Annotated in this window: 19 protein-coding genes; 8 read left to right on the top strand and 11 right to left on the bottom strand. The window is 60.7% G+C overall.

Features of this window, described 5'->3' with window-relative positions; translation table 11 throughout:
- Positions 1–23: 23 nt before the first annotated feature.
- The 4 genes from PMI35_RS30965 to dadA form a co-directional block, all read right to left on the bottom strand.
- The gene (locus PMI35_RS30965) at positions 24–437 is read right to left on the bottom strand and encodes a c-type cytochrome (protein ID WP_032831249.1); all 414 of its coding nucleotides are present in this window, start codon (positions 435–437) and stop codon (positions 24–26) included.
- A gap of 182 nt (positions 438–619) precedes the next feature.
- Complete coding sequence (locus PMI35_RS30970; protein WP_007947433.1) at positions 620–1,168, bottom strand: cupin domain-containing protein; 549 nt, start codon at positions 1,166–1,168, stop codon at positions 620–622.
- Between the two features lie 128 nt (positions 1,169–1,296).
- Complete coding sequence (alr, locus tag PMI35_RS30975; RefSeq protein ID WP_008054617.1) at positions 1,297–2,370, bottom strand: alanine racemase; 1,074 nt, start codon at positions 2,368–2,370, stop codon at positions 1,297–1,299.
- 119 nt (positions 2,371–2,489) lie between these two features.
- Positions 2,490–3,794 (bottom strand): D-amino acid dehydrogenase, encoded by a 1,305-nt coding sequence (gene dadA / locus PMI35_RS30980; RefSeq protein WP_008054616.1) that lies wholly within the window; start codon positions 3,792–3,794, stop codon positions 2,490–2,492.
- A gap of 157 nt (positions 3,795–3,951) precedes the next feature.
- Between dadA and PMI35_RS30985 the strand changes: the two genes are divergently transcribed.
- Positions 3,952–4,440 carry an Lrp/AsnC ligand binding domain-containing protein gene (locus PMI35_RS30985; protein ID WP_003177284.1) on the top strand — a complete coding sequence of 163 codons (489 nt, stop codon included), beginning with the start codon at positions 3,952–3,954 and terminating at the stop codon, positions 4,438–4,440.
- 7 nt (positions 4,441–4,447) lie between these two features.
- Here PMI35_RS30985 and PMI35_RS30990 read toward each other — a convergent pair whose 3' ends face one another.
- Positions 4,448–4,801 (bottom strand): YkgJ family cysteine cluster protein, encoded by a 354-nt coding sequence (locus PMI35_RS30990; RefSeq protein ID WP_008054615.1) that lies wholly within the window; start codon positions 4,799–4,801, stop codon positions 4,448–4,450.
- A 146-nt stretch (positions 4,802–4,947) separates the two neighbouring features.
- Between PMI35_RS30990 and PMI35_RS30995 the strand changes: the two genes are divergently transcribed.
- Entirely contained in the window at positions 4,948–6,261 is a 1,314-nt protein-coding gene (locus tag PMI35_RS30995) for an NAD(P)/FAD-dependent oxidoreductase (protein WP_008054614.1), read from the top strand.
- A 142-nt stretch (positions 6,262–6,403) separates the two neighbouring features.
- Here the strand turns inward: PMI35_RS30995 and PMI35_RS31000 are convergent, their stop codons facing one another.
- Positions 6,404–6,649 (bottom strand): DUF1127 domain-containing protein, encoded by a 246-nt coding sequence (locus tag PMI35_RS31000; RefSeq protein WP_008054613.1) that lies wholly within the window; start codon positions 6,647–6,649, stop codon positions 6,404–6,406.
- Positions 6,650–6,828: 179 nt separating this feature from the next.
- Here PMI35_RS31000 and PMI35_RS31005 point away from each other — a divergent pair, with 179 nt between their 5' ends.
- Positions 6,829–8,262, top strand: coding sequence for an aminotransferase-like domain-containing protein (locus PMI35_RS31005; RefSeq protein ID WP_008054612.1), 1,434 nt, complete (start codon positions 6,829–6,831; stop codon positions 8,260–8,262).
- A 60-nt stretch (positions 8,263–8,322) separates the two neighbouring features.
- Positions 8,323–9,891, top strand: a complete 1,569-nt coding sequence (locus PMI35_RS31010) for a phospholipase D family protein (RefSeq protein ID WP_008054611.1) — start codon at positions 8,323–8,325, stop codon at positions 9,889–9,891.
- On the opposite strand, the gene PMI35_RS31015 is transcribed toward PMI35_RS31010, so the two are convergent.
- Together PMI35_RS31015 and PMI35_RS31020 are read right to left on the bottom strand one after the other, a co-directional pair.
- On the bottom strand, positions 9,888–11,033 hold the full coding sequence (locus PMI35_RS31015) for an MFS transporter (protein ID WP_008054610.1): 1,146 nt from the start codon (positions 11,031–11,033) through the stop codon (positions 9,888–9,890). The genes PMI35_RS31010 and PMI35_RS31015 overlap by 4 nt on opposite strands.
- 176 nt (positions 11,034–11,209) lie before the next feature.
- A complete protein-coding gene (locus tag PMI35_RS31020) occupies positions 11,210–12,703 on the bottom strand; it encodes an aldehyde dehydrogenase (RefSeq protein WP_008054609.1) in 1,494 nt (497 codons plus the stop codon).
- A gap of 234 nt (positions 12,704–12,937) precedes the next feature.
- Here PMI35_RS31020 and PMI35_RS31025 point away from each other — a divergent pair, with 234 nt between their 5' ends.
- Positions 12,938–13,300 carry a cupin domain-containing protein gene (locus tag PMI35_RS31025; protein ID WP_008054608.1) on the top strand — a complete coding sequence of 121 codons (363 nt, stop codon included), beginning with the start codon at positions 12,938–12,940 and terminating at the stop codon, positions 13,298–13,300.
- Positions 13,301–13,371: 71 nt separating this feature from the next.
- Here PMI35_RS31025 and rpmG read toward each other — a convergent pair whose 3' ends face one another.
- Positions 13,372–13,527, bottom strand: coding sequence for a 50S ribosomal protein L33 (rpmG, locus tag PMI35_RS31030; protein ID WP_007894709.1), 156 nt, complete (start codon positions 13,525–13,527; stop codon positions 13,372–13,374).
- Positions 13,528–13,538: 11 nt separating this feature from the next.
- Positions 13,539–13,772 (bottom strand): 50S ribosomal protein L28, encoded by a 234-nt coding sequence (rpmB, locus tag PMI35_RS31035; protein ID WP_003176907.1) that lies wholly within the window; start codon positions 13,770–13,772, stop codon positions 13,539–13,541.
- A gap of 446 nt (positions 13,773–14,218) precedes the next feature.
- Between rpmB and PMI35_RS31040 the strand changes: the two genes are divergently transcribed.
- Positions 14,219–15,805, top strand: coding sequence for an ABC transporter substrate-binding protein (locus PMI35_RS31040; RefSeq protein WP_008054607.1), 1,587 nt, complete (start codon positions 14,219–14,221; stop codon positions 15,803–15,805).
- Between the two features lie 118 nt (positions 15,806–15,923).
- Here the strand turns inward: PMI35_RS31040 and radC are convergent, their stop codons facing one another.
- A complete protein-coding gene (radC, locus tag PMI35_RS31045) occupies positions 15,924–16,598 on the bottom strand; it encodes a RadC family protein (protein ID WP_008054606.1) in 675 nt (224 codons plus the stop codon).
- Positions 16,599–16,734: 136 nt separating this feature from the next.
- Here radC and coaBC point away from each other — a divergent pair, with 136 nt between their 5' ends.
- On the top strand, positions 16,735–17,943 hold the full coding sequence (coaBC, locus tag PMI35_RS31050) for a bifunctional phosphopantothenoylcysteine decarboxylase/phosphopantothenate--cysteine ligase CoaBC (protein WP_008054605.1): 1,209 nt from the start codon (positions 16,735–16,737) through the stop codon (positions 17,941–17,943).
- 5 nt (positions 17,944–17,948) lie between these two features.
- On the top strand, positions 17,949–18,404 hold the full coding sequence (gene dut, locus PMI35_RS31055; protein ID WP_008054604.1) for a dUTP diphosphatase: 456 nt from the start codon (positions 17,949–17,951) through the stop codon (positions 18,402–18,404).
- The last annotated feature ends 34 nt before the right edge of the window (positions 18,405–18,438 follow it).

Genomic DNA, 18,438 nt, shown 5'->3' with positions numbered 1-18,438 from the left:
TTTTCGCGAAAGAGGCGGACCGGTTACAGGCCGGACATCTCTTTGATGGCGCCCTTGAGCTCGTCGTCGGAGCAGTCGGCGCAGGTGCCTTTTGGCGGCATCGAGTTGATACCGGTAATGGCTTTGGCCAGGATGCCGTCGAGGCCGCCCTGGTGATCGGCGCGTTCTTTCCACGCGGCTTTGTCACCGATCTTCGGCGCGCCCAGCAGGCCGGTGCCGTGGCAAGCATTGCAATGCTTGGCAATCACATCCTTGGGTGCCTTGGCACCACCGCCGCCGCCCGCCGCAGCAGCGACTTCCATGCCCTTGCACTCTTTGCCCTGGACACAGACCTGGCCGACTGGCTCAAGGCGCTTGGCGATTTCGTCGTTGGTCGCAGCTTGAGCGCTGGCAGCCCAGAGGGCCAGTACGGTTGCTGGTGCGGCCAGCATTTTCATAATTAGATTCACGCGTTCACCCTCAATGGTGGCTAGTCACGCCTACGGCCACGGTTCGCAGGCGGGCGCAAGTATAGCGGTAAGCCCGCGACACTGAAACAACCCCAAAGTCGAAGGGGTCTTGTTGCGCAACGGTCAAACGTCTTGGGTGCCTCGGCCATGCTGGCAGGGCGCCTCTTTCCTTAAAAGTTCGCGGGTGTTGCTGCGCTGATTAGTCGCGCCGGCGCATCGAACGGATTACGGAAACGATGCGGCTTGGTACTTTCAAAGTAGTAGCTATCGCCGGCTTCGAGCACAAATGTTTCAAGCCCGACCACCAGTTCCAGTCGCCCTTCCACCAAAATGCCGGTTTCCTCGCCCTCATGGGTGAGCATCTCGTCACCGGTGTCGGCGCCTGGTGGGTAGATTTCATTGAGGAATGCGATAGCGCGGCTCGGGTGTGCCCGGCCGACCAGTTTCATGGTCACTGCACCATCGGAAATATCGATCAGCTCGTTGGCTTTGTAGACGATCTGAGTCGGTTTTTCCTGCAGGATTTCTTCGGAAAAGAACTCGACCATGGACATGGGAATCCCGCCCAACACCTTCCTCAGCGAACTGATCGAGGGGCTGACGCTGTTCTTCTCGATCATCGAAATCGTGCTGTTGGTGACGCCCGCGCGTTTGGCGAGCTCACGCTGGGAAAGACCTTTGAGCTTGCGGATTGATTGCAGTCGTTCACCGACGTCCAATGCAGGAGCCTCCAGGGATTCAGGTTGTTGGAATATTGAGCGTTATCATGGCGACAGCGTTCAGTATTTACAACACCTTGACCTGAATCCTGTTCGGCGAGGCGACTTCCGGTTCGTACCGCCCGGCGTCAGCTACCGGAATAGAGCATTGGCACCCGGCGCAGGTTGCAGAAGATCTGATAAGGAATCGTGCCGGCGGCGATCGCCACGTCGCTGGCGAGGATGTTTTTACCCCACAACTCGACGGTCGAACCCAGACCCGCTTGTGGAATATCAGTCAGATCGACGCACAGCATGTCCATCGACACCCGGCCGATCAACTGGCTACGTTGCCCAGCGACCAATACTGGCGTGCCGGTCGGCGCCAACCGCGGATAGCCATCGGCATAACCCATGGCCACTACGCCAACGCGCATCGGCTTCTGGGTGATGAATTTGGCGCCATAGCCGATTGGCTCGCCGGTTGGCAATTCACGGACGCTGATCACCTTCGATTCAAGGGTCATCACCGGCTGCAGGCGCGAGGCCACGGCGTTGGCCTCCTCGAACGGCGTGGCGCCGTAGAGCATGATGCCAGGGCGCACCCAATCACTTGGAATCTGTGGCCAACCGAGCACCGCAGGGGAATTTCGCAGGCTGACTTCGGCCGACAAACCCTGACGCGCCTCTTCGAAGACTGCGACCTGCTCGGCACTGGCCTGGCAGTTCAATTCGTCGGCACGAGCGAAGTGGCTCATCAGCACGATCTTCGCGACCTTGCCGCTGGCCAGCAGCCGTTGATAGCCCGCCTGATAATCCTTCGGATGCAGACCAACCCGGTGCATGCCCGAGTCGAGCTTGAGCCAGACCGTGATCGGCTTGCTCAATGCGGCTTTCTCGATCGCCTCGAGTTGCCACAGCGAATGCACCACGCACCAGAAATCATGCTCGACGATCAGCGACAGCTCATCGGCTTCGAAAAAACCTTCCAGCAGCAATACCGGCGCGCGAATGCCCGCCGCCCGCAACTCCAGGGCCTCTTCGATGCAGGCCACGGCGAACCCATCCGCCTCGGCTTCCAGCGCCTGGGCACAACGCACGGCCCCATGGCCATAGGCATCGGCCTTGATCACCGCGAGGGCACGGGCCCCCGTGACTTCACGGGCGAGTCGGTAGTTGTTGCGCAGGGCTTGGAGGTCGATCAGGGCACGGGCAGGACGCATGGCGGCAGACTTCTGGTCGGTCGTTTAAAAAAAACCGGCGCTGCGGGCGGCGATAACCGCCAGTAGCACCGGGAGAGGGATCTTGCGTTGTGGCCTATCGCAGCGCGACTACAGTGAACTCACTGGTGAGCCGGGGCTGGATTGCCATGTTTTGCCGGCTCCTGACGATTGCTGCCATACCGGGAAATATCGAGGCCTTCGGCGCTGATCTGCGGCTTTCTCTTGGCCATCAGGTCAGCCAGCAAGCGGCCGGAGCCACAAGCCATAGTCCAGCCGAGGGTGCCGTGACCGGTGTTCAGGAACAGGTTCTTGAACGGGGTCGCGCCGACAATCGGCGTGCCGTCCGGCGTGGTCGGACGCAGGCCGGTCCAGAAGCTGGCCTCGGCCAGGTTGCCGCCCTGAGGATAAAGGTCATTGACGATCATCTCCAGGGTTTCGCGCCGACGCGGGTTCAGCGACAGGTCAAAACCGGCGATCTCCGCCATGCCGCCAACGCGGATGCGGTTGTCGAAACGGGTGATCGCGACCTTGTAGGTCTCGTCGAGAATGGTCGAAGTCGGGGCCATCGCCGGGTTGGTGATCGGCACGGTCAGGGAGTAACCCTTGAGCGGATACACCGGCGCCTTGATGCCCAGCGGCTTGAGCAGTTGCGGCGAGTAGCTGCCGAGGGCCAGCACGTAGCGGTCAGCGGTTTCCAGCTTGCCGTCGATCCACACGCCGTTAATGCGATCACCGGCGAAGTCGAGGCTTTGGATGTCCTGGCCGAAACGGAATTGCACACCGAGGTTAGTGGCCATTTCGGCAAGCTTGGTGGTGAACATCTGGCAGTCGCCAGTCTGGTCGTTCGGCAGACGCAGGGCACCGGCGAGGATGTTGGTGACGCTGGCCAAGGCCGGTTCGACGCGGGCAATGCCTTCGCGGTCGAGCAGTTCGAACGGCACGCCGGACTCTTTCAGCACGGCGATGTCTTTCGCGGCGCCGTCGAGCTGGGCCTGGGTGCGGAACAGTTGTGTGGTACCGAGGCTGCGGCCTTCGTAGGTGATACCGGTTTCGGCGCGCAGTTCGTCGAGACAATCACGGCTGTACTCGGACAGGCGGACCATGCGCTCCTTGTTCACCGCGTAACGGCTGGCGGTGCAGTTGCGCAGCATCTGTGCCATCCACAGGTACTGGTCGATGTCGGCAGTGGCCTTGATCGCCAAAGGCGCATGGCGCTGCAGCAGCCACTTGATGGCCTTGAGCGGCACACCCGGCGCGGCCCACGGCGAGGCATAGCCCGGCGAGACCTGCCCGGCGTTGGCGAAACTGGTCTCCATGGCAGCAGCCGGCTGCCGGTCCACCACCACCACTTCAAACCCGGCACGCGCCAGATAATAAGCACTGGTGGTACCGATGACGCCGCTACCCAAGACCATAACGCGCATTTTCATTTCCCTCATCGCGGCTAACCGCTGACGTTTGTTGTTCAAAGCTTCGGATGTGCGCAGTGTAAAAAAGATTTGCCAGTGCTTTTCACTATATAAGCGCCTATATTTGGCGACAATTCTCGGCAAAAACCCTTTTCACGGAGGCGCATCCCCTATGCGTACCAACACTCAGACCAAACGTGAGCTGGACAAGATCGACCGCAACATCCTGCGGATCCTGCAAGCGGACGGGCGCATATCCTTTACCGAGCTTGGGGAAAAGGTCGGACTCTCGACCACGCCCTGTACCGAGCGGGTGCGGCGCCTGGAGCGCGAAGGGATCATCATGGGCTACAACGCCCGGCTCAATCCGCAGCACCTCAAGGGCAGTCTCCTGGTGTTCGTCGAGATCAGCCTCGATTACAAGTCCGGCGATACCTTCGAAGAGTTCCGGCGTGCGGTGCTGAAGCTGCCCCACGTCCTGGAGTGCCACCTGGTGTCAGGAGATTTCGATTACCTGGTGAAGGCGCGGATTTCCGAGATGGCCTCGTACCGCAAACTGCTGGGCGACATCCTGCTCAAGCTGCCGCATGTGCGCGAATCCAAGAGCTATATCGTGATGGAAGAGGTGAAGGAGAGCTTGAGCCTGCCGATTCCGGATTGAAGACCTTTTAAACCAGCACCTGCCGATTCGAGGCCATGTACTCAAAGACCTGCTTCTCGACACTCGGATGAATCAACTCCACCGGCCCGCGCCCATTCGGGCACGGCAAGGTCTTGGTGGTGCCATACAACCGGCAGATCAGCGGTCGCTCGTCATACACCGTGCAGCCGTTCGGCCCCAGATGGACGCAATTGAGTTCATCCATCGCCGCATCCTGCTCGGCGCGGCTCTTGCGTGGCAGGCGGGACATTTCCTCCGGCGAGGTCGTTACCGGGCCGCAGCAGTCGTGGCAGCCGGGGACGCACTCGAACGAGGGAATCTGCTGGCGCAACGTGCGAATTTTCTGACTGTTGCAGCTCATGCAAACCACTACCGATCTCGAAACAGAAGCGGATTCTGACGTAAAAGCCCCGATCCAGACAGTACCGGCCGACCAATGTTGCCCGCCTTCGAGGTCCGGCTTATGCTCCGACAAATTTTCCAGACGCACCCATCAGGATCACGCACATGAATGGCCGTGCCCAGCAGCCTGCCCCGAATCACCGGCACACCGCCTCCTATTACGCCGCCAGCAGCCTGCCTCAGCCTGAATATCCGCTGCTGACTGGCGAACTCCTGGCTGACGTTTGCGTGGTCGGTGGTGGATTCTCCGGGTTGAACACAGCGCTGGAACTGGCGGAGCGCGGCCTGAGCGTGGTGCTGCTTGAAGCCCATAAAATCGGCTGGGGCGCCAGCGGCCGCAATGGCGGGCAGTTGATTCGGGGGGTTGGCCATGGCCTTGATCAGTTTGCCAACGTGATCGGCACCGACGGTGTACGCCAGATGAAGCTCATGGGCCTGGAAGCGGTGGAAATCGTTCGCCAGCGGGTCGAGCGTTTTCAGATCCCCTGCGATCTGACCTGGGGTTACTGTGACCTTGCCAACAAGCCCCGTGATCTCGAAGGTTTCGCCGAAGACGCCGAAGAATTGCGCAGCCTCGGTTACCGCTACGAAACCCGCTTGCTGCAACCTCATGAGATGCACACCGTGGTCGGCTCCGACCGCTACGTCGGCGGCCTGATCGACATGGGCTCCGGGCATCTGCACCCGCTGAACCTGGCGCTGGGCGAAGCCGCCGCCGCGCAGCAATTGGGCGTGAAGCTGTTCGAGCAGTCGGCCGTCACGCGCATCGATTACGGCCCCGAGGTCAAGGTACATACGGCCCAAGGCTCGGTACGGGCAAAAACGCTGGTACTGGGCTGCAACGCCTACCTCAATGAACTCAACCCTGAACTCAGCGGCAAGGTGCTGCCCGCCGGCAGCTATATCATCGCCACCGAACCCTTGAGCGAAGAATTAGCCCACGCGCTATTGCCACAAAACATGGCGGTCTGCGATCAACGGGTGGCGCTGGATTACTACCGACTCTCGGCAGATCGCCGCTTGCTGTTCGGCGGCGCCTGCCATTACTCGGGGCGAGATCCGAAAGACATCGCCGCCTATATGCGGCCAAAGATGCTGGACGTCTTCCCGCAATTGGCCAGCGTGAGGATCGATTATCAGTGGGGCGGGATGATCGGCATCGGCGCCAACCGTCTACCGCAGATCGGGCGGCTCAAGGATCAGCCGAACGTGTATTACGCCCAGGCCTATTCAGGTCATGGCGTGAACGCAACGCACCTGGCGGGCAAGTTGCTGGCCGAGGCCATCAGCGGGCAGCACAGTGGAGGCTTCGATCTGTTCGCCCAGGTGCCACACATTACCTTCCCCGGCGGCAAACATTTGCGCTCGCCGTTGTTGGCATTGGGGATGTTGTGGCATCGGTTCAAAGAGTTGGTCTGAAAGCTACCGGTGTTCTTATGGGCCTCATCGCGGGCAAGCCCGCTCCCACAGGAATTAGCTGTACTCACAAATCTTGTGAACACCCGCAATAACTGTGGGAGCGGGCTTGCCCGCGATGAGGCCCTAAAGACCGCTACAGAATTCAGATCCGCCAGAAAGGCTTAAGCCCCTCCTCCCGCGCCTGCTCACGCGTCAGCCCGACATCCTTGAGCTGGGCCGGTGTCAGCTCCAGCAATGCCTTGCGCGTGTGCAGACGACTCCAGAACCGATTCCAGCGGTTCAGGCCGGACGGCGCATTGCGCATGCCCACCTCGCGCGCACCGTGATCTTGCCCTGCCGTCAGCTCCTGACTGTGTAACGTCAGCCGCACATCGCTCAAGCCGTTCATTTTGATTGCTCCTGTTTACTTGGGTAGCCAGAGCTTTCATGATGCGTGGACGGCGAAAAGCATTACAGATTCAACCAAGCTGTATTATCTCCATACAGATTTGCCGCCAGACGCACTGAATCCTGATTTTTGGCCCCATCTGTACTGGTCAACTACATGACCTCTGACGAGACTGCAACATGACGCTCTACGTCAACCTCGCCGAATTGCTCGGCATGCGAATCGAACAGGGCTTCTATCGCCCCGGTGACCGACTGCCGTCGGTGCGGGCGTTGAGCGTTGAACATGGCGTCAGCCTGAGCACGGTGCAGCAGGCTTATCGCGTGCTCGAAGACAGTGGGCTGGCCACGCCAAGGCCTAAATCCGGATATTTCGTGCCGGTCAGCCGCGAGCTGCCCGAACTGCCAGCGGTGGGCCGCCCGGCGCAGCGGCCGGTGGACATTTCCCAATGGGATCAGGTACTGGAGCTGATCCGCGCGGTGCCGCGCAAGGATGTCGTGCAACTGGGTCGCGGCATGCCGGACATCACCACCCCGACCCTCAAACCGTTGCTGCGTGGCCTGGCGCAGCTCAGTCGCCGACAGGACATGCCTGGCCTGTATTACGACAACATCCACGGCAACCTCGAACTGCGCGAGCAAATCGCCCGGCTGATGCTCGATTCCGGCTGCCAACTGGGCTCCGGCGACCTGGTGGTTACGACCGGCTGCCATGAAGCGCTGTCCACCAGCATTCGCTCCATTTGCGAGCCGGGCGATATCGTGGCCGTGGATTCGCCGAGCTTTCATGGCGCCATGCAAACCCTCAAGGGCCTGGGCATGAAAGCCCTGGAAATCCCCACCGACCCGCTCACCGGAATCAGCCTGGACGCACTGGAACTGGCATTGGAACAGTGGCCGATCAAGGCCATACAGTTGACCCCCAACTGCAACAACCCGCTGGGCTATATCATGCCGGAGTCGCGCAAACGCTCGCTGTTGATGCTTGCGCAGCGTTTTGACGTGGCGATCATCGAAGACGATGTGTATGGCGAACTGGCCTACAGCTATCCGCGCCCGCGCACCATCAAATCCTTCGACGAAGACGGGCGAGTTCTGCTCTGCAGTTCATTCTCCAAGACCCTCGCTCCGGGCCTGCGTATCGGCTGGGTCGCACCGGGACGCTATCTGGAACGCGTGCTGCACATGAAATACATCAGCACCGGCTCGACCGCGCCGCAGCCGCAGATTGCCATCGCCGAGTTTCTCAAGGCCGGTCATTTCGAACCGCATTTGCGGCGGATGCGCACCCAATACCAGCGCAATCGCGACGCGATGATCGATTGGGTCACGCGCTATTTCCCCGCAGGCACCCGCGCCAGCCGCCCGCAAGGCAGCTTCATGCTGTGGGTGGAACTACCGGAAGGCTTTGACACCCTGAAACTCAATCGAGCCTTGCACGACCAGGGCGTACAGATTGCCGTCGGCAGCATTTTTTCCGCCTCGGGCAAATATCGCAATTGCCTGCGCATGAACTACGCTGCCAAGCCAACGGCACAGATTGAGGAAGCCGTGCGCAAGGTCGGAGCCGCCGCCATCAAACTGCTAGCGGAGACCGATGGGCTGACCGACTGACCTTTCCGCGGAGATTAGCGTCCATATGCCAACATCTGCCGCCAATCGGAACGGTCCCACGTGAGAGTCAGACAGCTCCTGCCAGCTCTTGTGTTAATTGCTTCGTTCCTTGGCGGCTGCGCCAGCTTCGACGTGCAGCGCCAACCGAGCCAGGCACTGCCGGCAAGCGCGTCGGCATTTGGCCGCTCGGTCCAGGCCCAGGCGGCGATCCATGAAGGGAAATCCGGCTTTCGCCTGTTATCGGACAGCACCGAAGCCTTCACCGCCCGCGCCGAACTGATCCGTAACGCCCAGGGCAGCCTCGATTTGCAGTACTACATCGTGCATGACGGCGTCAGCACGCGAATGCTGGTGGAGGAAATGCTCAAGGCCGCCGACCGCGGCGTGCGTGTGCGCATTCTCCTCGACGACACCACCAGCGACGGCCAGGACGTCACCATCGCCACCCTGGCGGCGCATCCACAGATTCAGATTCGTGTGTTCAACCCGTTGCACCTGGGGCGCAGCACGGGCGTCACACGCACCATGGGCCGCCTGCTCAACCTGTCGCAGCAACACCGGCGCATGCACAACAAGTTGTGGCTGGCCGATAACAGCATGGCCATCGTTGGCGGGCGCAATCTGGGGGACGAGTATTTCGATGCCGAGCCGAATCTGAATTTCACCGATATCGACATACTCGGCGTCGGCCCCGTCGCCGAGCAGTTGGGCCACAGTTTTGACCAGTACTGGAACAGTGCGCTGAGCAAGCCCATCGAGCAGTTCCTGTCGAGCAAACCGACCGCGCAGGACCTGAAAAACACCCGGACCCGGCTGGAACAATCCCTGGAAGAATCACGCAAACAGAACCATGCACTCTTTCAACAGCTGATGAAGTTTGCCACCGACCCGCGCCTGGATACCTGGCGCAAAGAGCTGATCTGGGCCTGGAACCAGGCGCTGTGGGATGCACCGAGCAAAGTGCTGGCGGACGGCGAGCCAGACCCGCAGCTGCTGCTGACCACCCAATTGGCGCCCGCACTCGATGGCGTCAGCAAAGAGCTGGTGATGATCTCGGCCTATTTCGTGCCCGGTCAGCCGGGCCTGGTGTATCTGACCGGTCGCGCCGATGCTGGCGTGTCGGTGAAGTTGCTGACCAATGCATTGGAGGCCACGGACGTGCCGGCAGTGCATGGCGGCTACGCCCCGTATCGCAAAGCGTTGCTGGAGCATGGCGTGCAACTCTTCGAGCTGCGCCGCCAGCCCGGCGATGAAAGTGGCAGCGGGCCTCGCCTGTTTTCCAGTAGATCCTATGGCGAGTCCGATTCCAGCCTGCACAGCAAGGCGATCATCTTCGACCGGCAGAAATCCTTCATTGGTTCATTCAACTTCGATCCGCGCTCGGTGCTGTGGAACACCGAAGTCGGCGTGCTGGTGGATAGCCCCGAACTCGCAGCCCGCGTACGCGAACTGGCACTGGAAGGCATGGCGCCGGCCCTGAGTTATCAGGCACGGCTGGAGAATGGCCAAGTGGTATGGGTGACCGAAGACGACGGCAAAATGCACACCCTGACCGAGGAGCCGGCCAGTTGGTGGCGACGCTTCAATGCCTGGCTCAGCACCACGGTGGGGCTGGAGCGCATGCTCTAGGCCGGTTCGACAACCGTACCAAATGCCCCTTGGCGCGACAGCAGAATCACCAGGCCCAGCGCCCCCGCCGCCATCAGCAATGGCAACGCATGCCCGCTGATCCACTGGCTGCCGGCACCGGCGATCAACGGCCCAAGCAGACAACCGATCCCCCACAGCTGTGCGATGTGAGCGTTGGCTCGAACCAGGGCATCGTCGCGATAACGCTCGCCAATCAGGATCAGCGACAAGGTAAACAGACCGCCAGCACTGGCGCCGAACAGCACCCACAACGGCCAGACCAGCAGGGTGTCGATCAGCAACGGGATCGCCAGGCTCGACACCAGCAGGACCACCGCGCACCAGGTGAACAATGCACGGCGCGACATCCGGTCCGCCAGCGCGCCGATCGGCAATTGCAGCAAAGCATCCCCCACCACCACTGTGCTGACCATCGCCAGGGCGATTTCAGTGGTGAAGCCCTGGCGCAGGCAATACACCGGCAGCAACGTCAGGATCATGGCTTCAAACGCCGCGAACAGCGACACCGCCCAGGCAATCGCCGGCAAACCGCGGCAGAAGGTCAGCAAATCACCGAAGGTCACGCTGCAGGCCTCACTGCTGGGCGCGCCACTGCGGCCCAACAGCAGCAACGGTGCCGCCACCAGCAATCCAACGCCGACCCAGAAGCCATAATCGTGCTCGGTGCCAAGTACGCCCAGCAATATCGGGCCGGCCAACTGGCTCAACGCATAACTACTGCCGTACAGCGCCACCAGCCGCCCGCGCCACTCTTCCACCACCAGTTGGTTGATCCAGCTCTCACCCAGGATGAACACCAGGGTCAGGACCACGCCGATCATCAAGCGCAGCACCAGCCAGATCGGGTAGCTGGGCAACAACGCCAGCAGACCGATGGACACGGCCCCGCCCCACAAACACAAGCGCATCAGATTGGCCGTGCCGAGACGCGCCGCCAGATGACTGGAAATCTTCGCGCCCAACAACACACCAATGGCCGGCATCGCCGCCATCACGCCGATGGCAAACGAGCCGTAGCCCCAGCTTTCCAGGCGAAACGACACCAGCGGCATGCTGACACCCAGGGCCAGGCCGACACTCAAGACAGACGCCAACACGGCGAAATACGTCGCCCAACGCATGTTCCACGCTCCTGTGGATAATTTTTGTACAGCACAAAACACTGTGGGAGCGAGCCTGCTCGCGATGACGGAGCAACATTCAACATTGACGTCGACTGTCATACCGCTATCGCGAGCAGGCTCGCTCCCACAGGGGATCTGCGTTGAGCCCCGGCATAGCCAGGGCTCGCGTCACATTACAACTTGATCCAGGTCGCCTTCAGCTCGGTGTACTTGTCGAACGCGTGCAGCGACTTGTCGCGACCGTTGCCGGACTGCTTGAAGCCACCGAACGGCGCCGTCATGTCGCCGCCATCGTACTGGTTGACCCAGACGCTACCGGCACGCAGTGCGCGTGCGGTCAGGTGAGCCTTGGAAATGTCGGCGGTCCACACCGCTGCGGCCAGGCCGTAAGGCGTGTCGTTGGCGATGGCGACGGCTTCTTCGGCGTTGTCGAAGGTGATCACCGACAACACTGGCCCGAAGATTTCTTCCTGGGCGATTTTCATCGCGTTGCTCACGCCGTCGAAAATGGTCGGCTCAACGTAGGTGCCGCCCGACTCCTGCAGCGTACGCTTGCCACCGGCCACCAGCTTGGCGCCGTCGGCATGGCCAGACTCGATGTACGACAGCACGGTGTTCATCTGCTGGGTGTCGACCAGCGCGCCGACGTTGGTCGCCGGGTCCAGCGGGTTGCCCGGCTTCCAGCCTTTCAGGGCCTCGATCACCAGCGGCAGGAATTTATCCTTGATGGAGCGTTCCACCAGCAGGCGCGAACCGGCGGTGCAGACTTCGCCCTGGTTGAAGGCGATGGCGCCGGCAGCGGCTTCCGCGGCATCCTGCAGGTTCGGTGCATCGGCGAACACGATGTTCGGGCTCTTGCCACCGGCTTCGAGCCAGACGCGCTTCATGTTCGACTCGCCGGAGTAGATCAGCAGTTGCTTGGCGATCTTGGTCGAACCGGTGAACACCAGGGTGTCGACATCGTTGTGCAGGGCCAGGGCCTTGCCGACGGTGTGACCGTAACCCGGCAGCACGTTGAGCACGCCTTTCGGAATGCCGGCTTCGACCGCCAGGGCAGCGATTCGGATGGCGGTCAGCGGGGATTTTTCCGACGGCTTGAGGATCACCGAGTTACCGGTGGACAGCGCCGGGCCGAGTTTCCAGCAGGCCATCATCAACGGGAAGTTCCACGGCACGATGGCGCCGACAACGCCGACAGGCTCGCGAGTGACCAGCCCCAGCTGATCGTGCGGGGTAGCCGCCACTTCGTCGTAGATCTTGTCGATGGCTTCGCCGCTCCAGCTCAGGGCTTGCGCCGCGCCGGGAACGTCGATGTACAGGGAGTCGCTGATCGGCTTGCCCATGTCCAGGGTTTCAAGCAGGGCCAGCTCTTCGGCGTGCTGTTTCAGCAGGCCGGCGAAACGAATCATGGTGGCTTTGCGCTTGGTCGGCGCCAGGCGCGACCAGACACCGGAATTGAAAGTGGCGCGGGCGTTTTCAACAGCGCGCTGGGCATCGGCGGCGTCACAGCTGGCGATCTTGCCCAGCAGGCGACCATCGACCGGGCTTATGCACTCGAAGGTCTCGGCGGAGACGGCATCGGTGTATTCACCATTGATGTAGGCGCGGCCTTCGATCTTCAGATCGCGAGCGCGTTGTTCCCAGTCGGCACGAGTCAGGGTGGTCATGCGAGTGTCCTCCTCTTATTGAATACGACACCCGCGTTCTTCGCGGGCGCTGTCAGGAATTCTGCCCCGTCAGCCTGCTTACGGCCGAAGGCAACCACCACCCTAAACCAGCGGCAGGTGAAGTTTCAATATATTTGACATAAGGCCGGCAAACGGCCTTGCGATGTTCATTTTAATAAACATAGACTTTGGCTCTTTCAACCACTCGCGTCGCAATCACGGGGGAATACAACAATGAGCATCCAGAACATCGTCGACTTCAGCCAGGCCACCACTGCCGTCGAACGCTATCGCCCAGACCCGGCGAAAGTCCTCAAGGGCGATCCCGAGCAAGCAGTGTACAACCACTACAACAGCCCTTGCGGCCAGTTGAATGCCGGCGTGTGGGAAGGCGCCGTCGGCCAGTGGCTGGTGAATTTCACCGAGCATGAATACTGCGAAATCGTGCAGGGTGTTTCTGTGCTGCGCGACAACGACGGCAACAGCAAAACCGTACGCGCGGGTGATCGCTTCGTGATCCCGGCCGGGTTCCGGGGTACCTGGGAAGTGCTGGAGCCTTGCCGCAAGATCTATGTGGCGTTTGAACAGAAGGCCTGATTTTTTTGCAGGCAACAAAAAAGGCCCGTATCTCGCGATACGGGCCTTTTTCGTAAGTCGGGAAAAATCAATTACTTGATTTTGCCTTCCTTGTAGATCACGTGCTTGCGAACAACCGGATCAAATTTCTTGATCTCGATTTTGTCCGGGGTAGTACGCTTGTTCTTGTCGGTAGTGTAGAAGTGACCAGTACCGGCGCTCGAAATCAAACGAATCAATTCACGCATGATTAGCTCCCTTAGATCTTGCCAGCGGCGCGGATTTCGGCCAGCACGACAGTGATGCCACGCTTGTCGATGATACGCATGCCTTTGGCAGATACGCGCAGACGCACGAAACGTTTCTCTTCTTCAACCCAGAAGCGGTGATGCTGCAGGTTCGGCAGGAAACGACGACGGGTTTTGTTGTTTGCGTGGGAAATGTTATTCCCGGTTACCGGACCCTTACCGGTAACTTGACATACTCTAGACATGCCTCAGCCCTCTAAAACCACATGCCCAACCCGGCATGGGTTGGCCGCTTAATCTCTAGTCATTGTGGCGCCAGGCGCCGCGATTCTTTAGAGGTCTTACCGGCTACACCTACAGTGAAGGAACCGGGCCCCTAGAAAAGAGCGCTGCTTTATACCAGAAAGACTGGAGAGCAACAACATTCGGTGTGCGTTGAATTGATAAAAACCCCATTTTTCAGGCGCCAGGCGCCTTGGATCAAGGCTATCGTCGATTGCGACCGCTCGTCGCAGAGAATCTTCCCGACAGGCCAATCCAGAGTTTTTCCAACCAGCGCTCACCAGAATCGATCGGCTATAGTCCCCTGAAAATGAAAAAGGGGATAGTCATTTACAATCCAGCCCACTAGGGTAAGCCTTTTCCAGACTGCACTTGCAGATGGGCCTTCGATCTGTAAAGGAACCCGACCATGCGCCTCGCTGCCCTACCGCTGTTGCTTGCCCCGCTTCTGCTGGGCCCACAGGCCTACGCCGCCGCCCTGAGCGTCTGCACCGAGGCCAGCCCCGAAGGGTTCGACGTGGTGCAATACAACTCGCTGACCACCACCAACGCCTCGGCCGACGTGCTGATGAACCGCCTGGTGGACTTCGACACGGCCAGCGGCAAAGTGGTCGCCAGCCTCGCGGACAGCTGGGAGGTCACGCCGGATGGCCTGACTTACATCTTCAAGTTGCACCCGCAGGTGAAATTTCATCGCACCGACTATTTCAGCCCAACGCGCGAATTGACTGCCGAGGACGTGAAGTTCAGTTTCGACCGCATGCTAGACCCGGCCAACCCATGGCATAAAGTCGCCCAGAGCGGCTTTCCCCATGCCCAGTCGATGCAATTGCCTGCACTGATCAAGAAGATCGACGCACTGGACCCGCTGACCATACGCTTTACCCTTGATCACCCGGACTCCACCTTTCTCGCCACCCTGAGCATGGGATTCGCCTCGATCTATTCGGCCGAGTACGCCGACAAGCTGATGAAAGCCGGCACGCCGGAGAAGCTCAACAGCCAGCCGATCGGCACTGGCCCGTTCGTTTTCACGCGATTCCAGAAGGACGCCACCGTTCGCTACAAAGCCAATGCCGAGTATTTCGGCGGCAAGCCCTCGGTCGACCCGCTGATCTTTGCCATCACCCCTGACGCCAACGTGCGCCTGCAGAAATTGCGCCGCAATGAATGCCAGATCGCCCTGTCGCCCAAGCCCCTGGATGTCCAAGCCGCGCTGAAAGAGCCGACGCTGAAAGTCGAAAAGACTGACGCTTTCATGACCGCCTTCGTTGCCATCAACAGCCAGCACCCCCCGTTGGACAAACCTGAAGTGCGCCAGGCGATCAACCTCGCCTTCGACAAGGCCAACTATGTCAAGGCCGTGTTCGAAGACACCGCCGAACCCGCCAACGGCCCCTACCCGCCCAACACCTGGAGCTATGCGAAGACGTTGCCGGGTTACCCGCACGACATCGAGAAGGCCAAGGCGTTGATGGCCAAGGCAGGGCTCAAGGAGGGCTTCCAGACCACGATCTGGACCCGCCCTTCCGGCAGCCTGCTGAACCCCAACCCGAGTCTCGGCGCCCAACTGCTCCAGTCCGATCTGGCGGAAATCGGCATTCAAGCCGAAATCCGTGTGATCGAATGGGGCGAGCTGATTCGCCGCGCCAAGGCCGGCGAACACGACCTGCTGTTCATGGGCTGGGCTGGTGACAACGGCGACCCGGACAACTTCCTCACGCCGCAGTTTTCCTGCGCGGCGGTCAAGTCCGGCACCAACTTTGCCCGCTATTGCAACCAGGACCTGGACAAGTTGATCGGCGCTGGCAAGACCACCGGCGAGCAAGGTGTGCGCACCAAACTCTACGAACAGGCCCAGACGCAGATCCAGCAACAGGCATTGTGGCTGCCCCTGGCGCACCCAACCGCCTTCGCCCTGACCAGCAAGGATGTCGAGGGTTACTCGGTCAGCCCGTTCGGGCGGCAGGACTACTCCAAGGTCAACATCAAATAGTCCGCCTCAACACAAAACCCTGTGGGAGCGAGCCTGCTCGCGATAGCGTCGTGTCAGTCAACCTGACCAGTGACTGAAAGAATGCAATCGCGAGCAGGCTCGCTCCTACAGGAGGGGTTCACATCCACCCGTACTCCGCCATCGACAGCGGGTTGCCATCGCCAATGATGAAATGGTCAAGCACCCGCACATCGATCAGGTCCAGCGCCTTTTGCAGGCGCTTTGTCAGCAGCCGGTCGGCCTGGCTGGGGTCAGTGTTACCCGACGGATGGTTGTGGCAGAGGATCAGTGCCGCCGCATTGTGAGCCAGTGCACGCTTGACCACTTGCCGCGGATGAACGCTGGTGTTGTCGATCGAGCCGCGAAACAGCACCTCAAAAGTCAACACCTGATGCCTGGAGTCGAGAAACAGGCAGCCAAACACCTCGTGGGGCTCATGTCGCAGCATCGATTTGAGGTATTCACGCACCGCCTGCGGATTTTCCAGTGCCGACTTTTCGCGCGCACGCTCGGCCAAATGGCGCCTGCTCATTTCTTGAGCAGCCTGCAACTGCGCGAATTTCGCTGGCCCGAGCCCCAATTGCTTACTGAACGTTTCCTGGTCGGCCTCCAGCAGCAAACGCAGGCTGCCAAACTGATTCAGCAGATGTCGCGCCAGATCTACGGCACTTTTTCCCACCACGCCGGTGCGTAAAAATATCGCCAGCAACTCGGCGTCCGAAAGACTTCCCGGACCCTGTTCAAGCAACCTCTCCCGCGGCCGTTCCGACGCCGGCCAATTGCGAATACTCATAGCACCTCCCTGTCTGTGGGCGCCGCTGTTCCGTAGCGGTCGCTGTGATATCGTAGCCCATCTTTTTTGCGGGCGATTTCACTCCTGGGGAGGGGGTATCGCAACGCAGTCATCAACGAAAATGAAAGGCAGGCCTATGCAGCGGCTGTATCGGAAACGCATTGTTCTGGGCGTGGGCGGCGGTATTGCCGCCTACAAGAGCGCCGACCTGGTTCGCCGCCTGATCGATCAGGGCGCCGAAGTGCGCGTGGTCATGACCCGTGGCGGCGCCGAGTTCATCACCCCGCTGACCATGCAGGCCCTGTCCGGACATCCGGTCCACCTGGACCTGCTGGACCCGGCGGCCGAAGCGGCGATGGGCCACATCGAACTGGCCAAATGGGCCGACCTGGTGCTGATCGCACCCGCGACCGCCGATTTGATCGCGCGCCTGGCCCAGGGCATTGCCGATGACCTGCTGACCACGCTGGTGCTGGCCACCGACGCCGTGGTTGCCGTCGCTCCGGCAATGAACCAGGCCATGTGGCGCGACCCGGCCACCCAGGCCAACCTGCAAACCCTCGAAAGCCGCGACATCAAGGCCTTCGGTCCGGCCTCGGGCAGCCAAGCCTGCGGTGACGTCGGCCTGGGGCGCATGCTCGAAGCCACGGAGCTGGCTCAATGCGCGGCAGACTGCTTCCAGCGTCAGGCACTGACCGGCAAGCACGTGCTGATCACCGCCGGCCCGACCCAGGAAAACATCGACCCGGTGCGCTACATCACCAACCACAGCTCCGGAAAAATGGGCTTTGCCCTGGCCGAAGCGGCGGTTGAAGCCGGCGCCCGCGTCACCCTGATCACGGGTCCTGTGCATCTGCCGACCCCGGACCGCGTTACGCGCATAGACGTCGTCAGCGCCCGCGACATGCTCGCCGCGTGCGAAGCCGCGATTCCTTGCGACCTGTTCATCGCCTCGGCAGCGGTCGCGGATTACCGCCCGGAAGTCGTCGCACCACAGAAACTCAAGAAAGATCCTACGAACGGCGACGGCTTGTTGCTACAAATGGTGCGCAACCCGGACATCCTGGCCAGCATCGCCACACGCCCCGACCGTCCGTTCAGTGTCGGTTTCGCCGCCGAAACCGAACACCTGCTCGACTACGCTGCCCGCAAGCTGAAAGACAAGAACCTCGATTTGATCGTCGCCAACGACGTCGCCAACCCGAGCATTGGCTTCAACAGTGAAGAAAACGCCTGCAGCGTGATCGACCGTGAACTTCACGCCACACTCTTCGCCCAGACCAGCAAGAGCAAGATTGCTCGCCAGCTGATCACTTTTATCGCCGAACGTCTGAACCAGGTTTAATTTACATGCACGCTTTGCAAGCCAAGATCCTTGACCCCCGCATCGGTACCGAATTCCCGCTGCCTCAGTACGCCACGCCAGGCTCCGCCGGCCTCGACCTGCGCGCCATGCTGGAGCAGGACATCGTGATCAAGCCGGGTGAAACGGTACTGATCCCGACGGGCCTGTCGATCTACATCGGCGACCCGAACCTCGCAGCGCTGATCCTGCCGCGCTCAGGTCTGGGCCATAAACACGGCATCGTGCTGGGCAACCTGGTCGGGCTGATTGACTCCGACTACCAGGGGCCGCTGATGGTCTCGTGCTGGAACCGTGGCCAGACCGACTTCACCATGGCCGTCGGCGAGCGCCTGGCGCAATTGGTGCTGGTGCCGGTGGTGCAGGCGCATTTCGAGATGGTTGAAGAGTTCGTCGAAACCCAGCGTGGTACCGGCGGATTCGGTCATTCCGGCAGTCACTGACACCTGATCCACCCCCCCTGTAGGAGCTGCCGCA

The sequence above is a fragment of the Pseudomonas sp. GM78 genome, assembly GCF_000282475.1.
Taxonomy (GTDB): Bacteria; Pseudomonadota; Gammaproteobacteria; order Pseudomonadales; family Pseudomonadaceae; genus Aquipseudomonas.
Note: the sequence above shows the minus strand (reverse complement) of the source record. Positions and strands in the feature narration are given on the sequence as shown.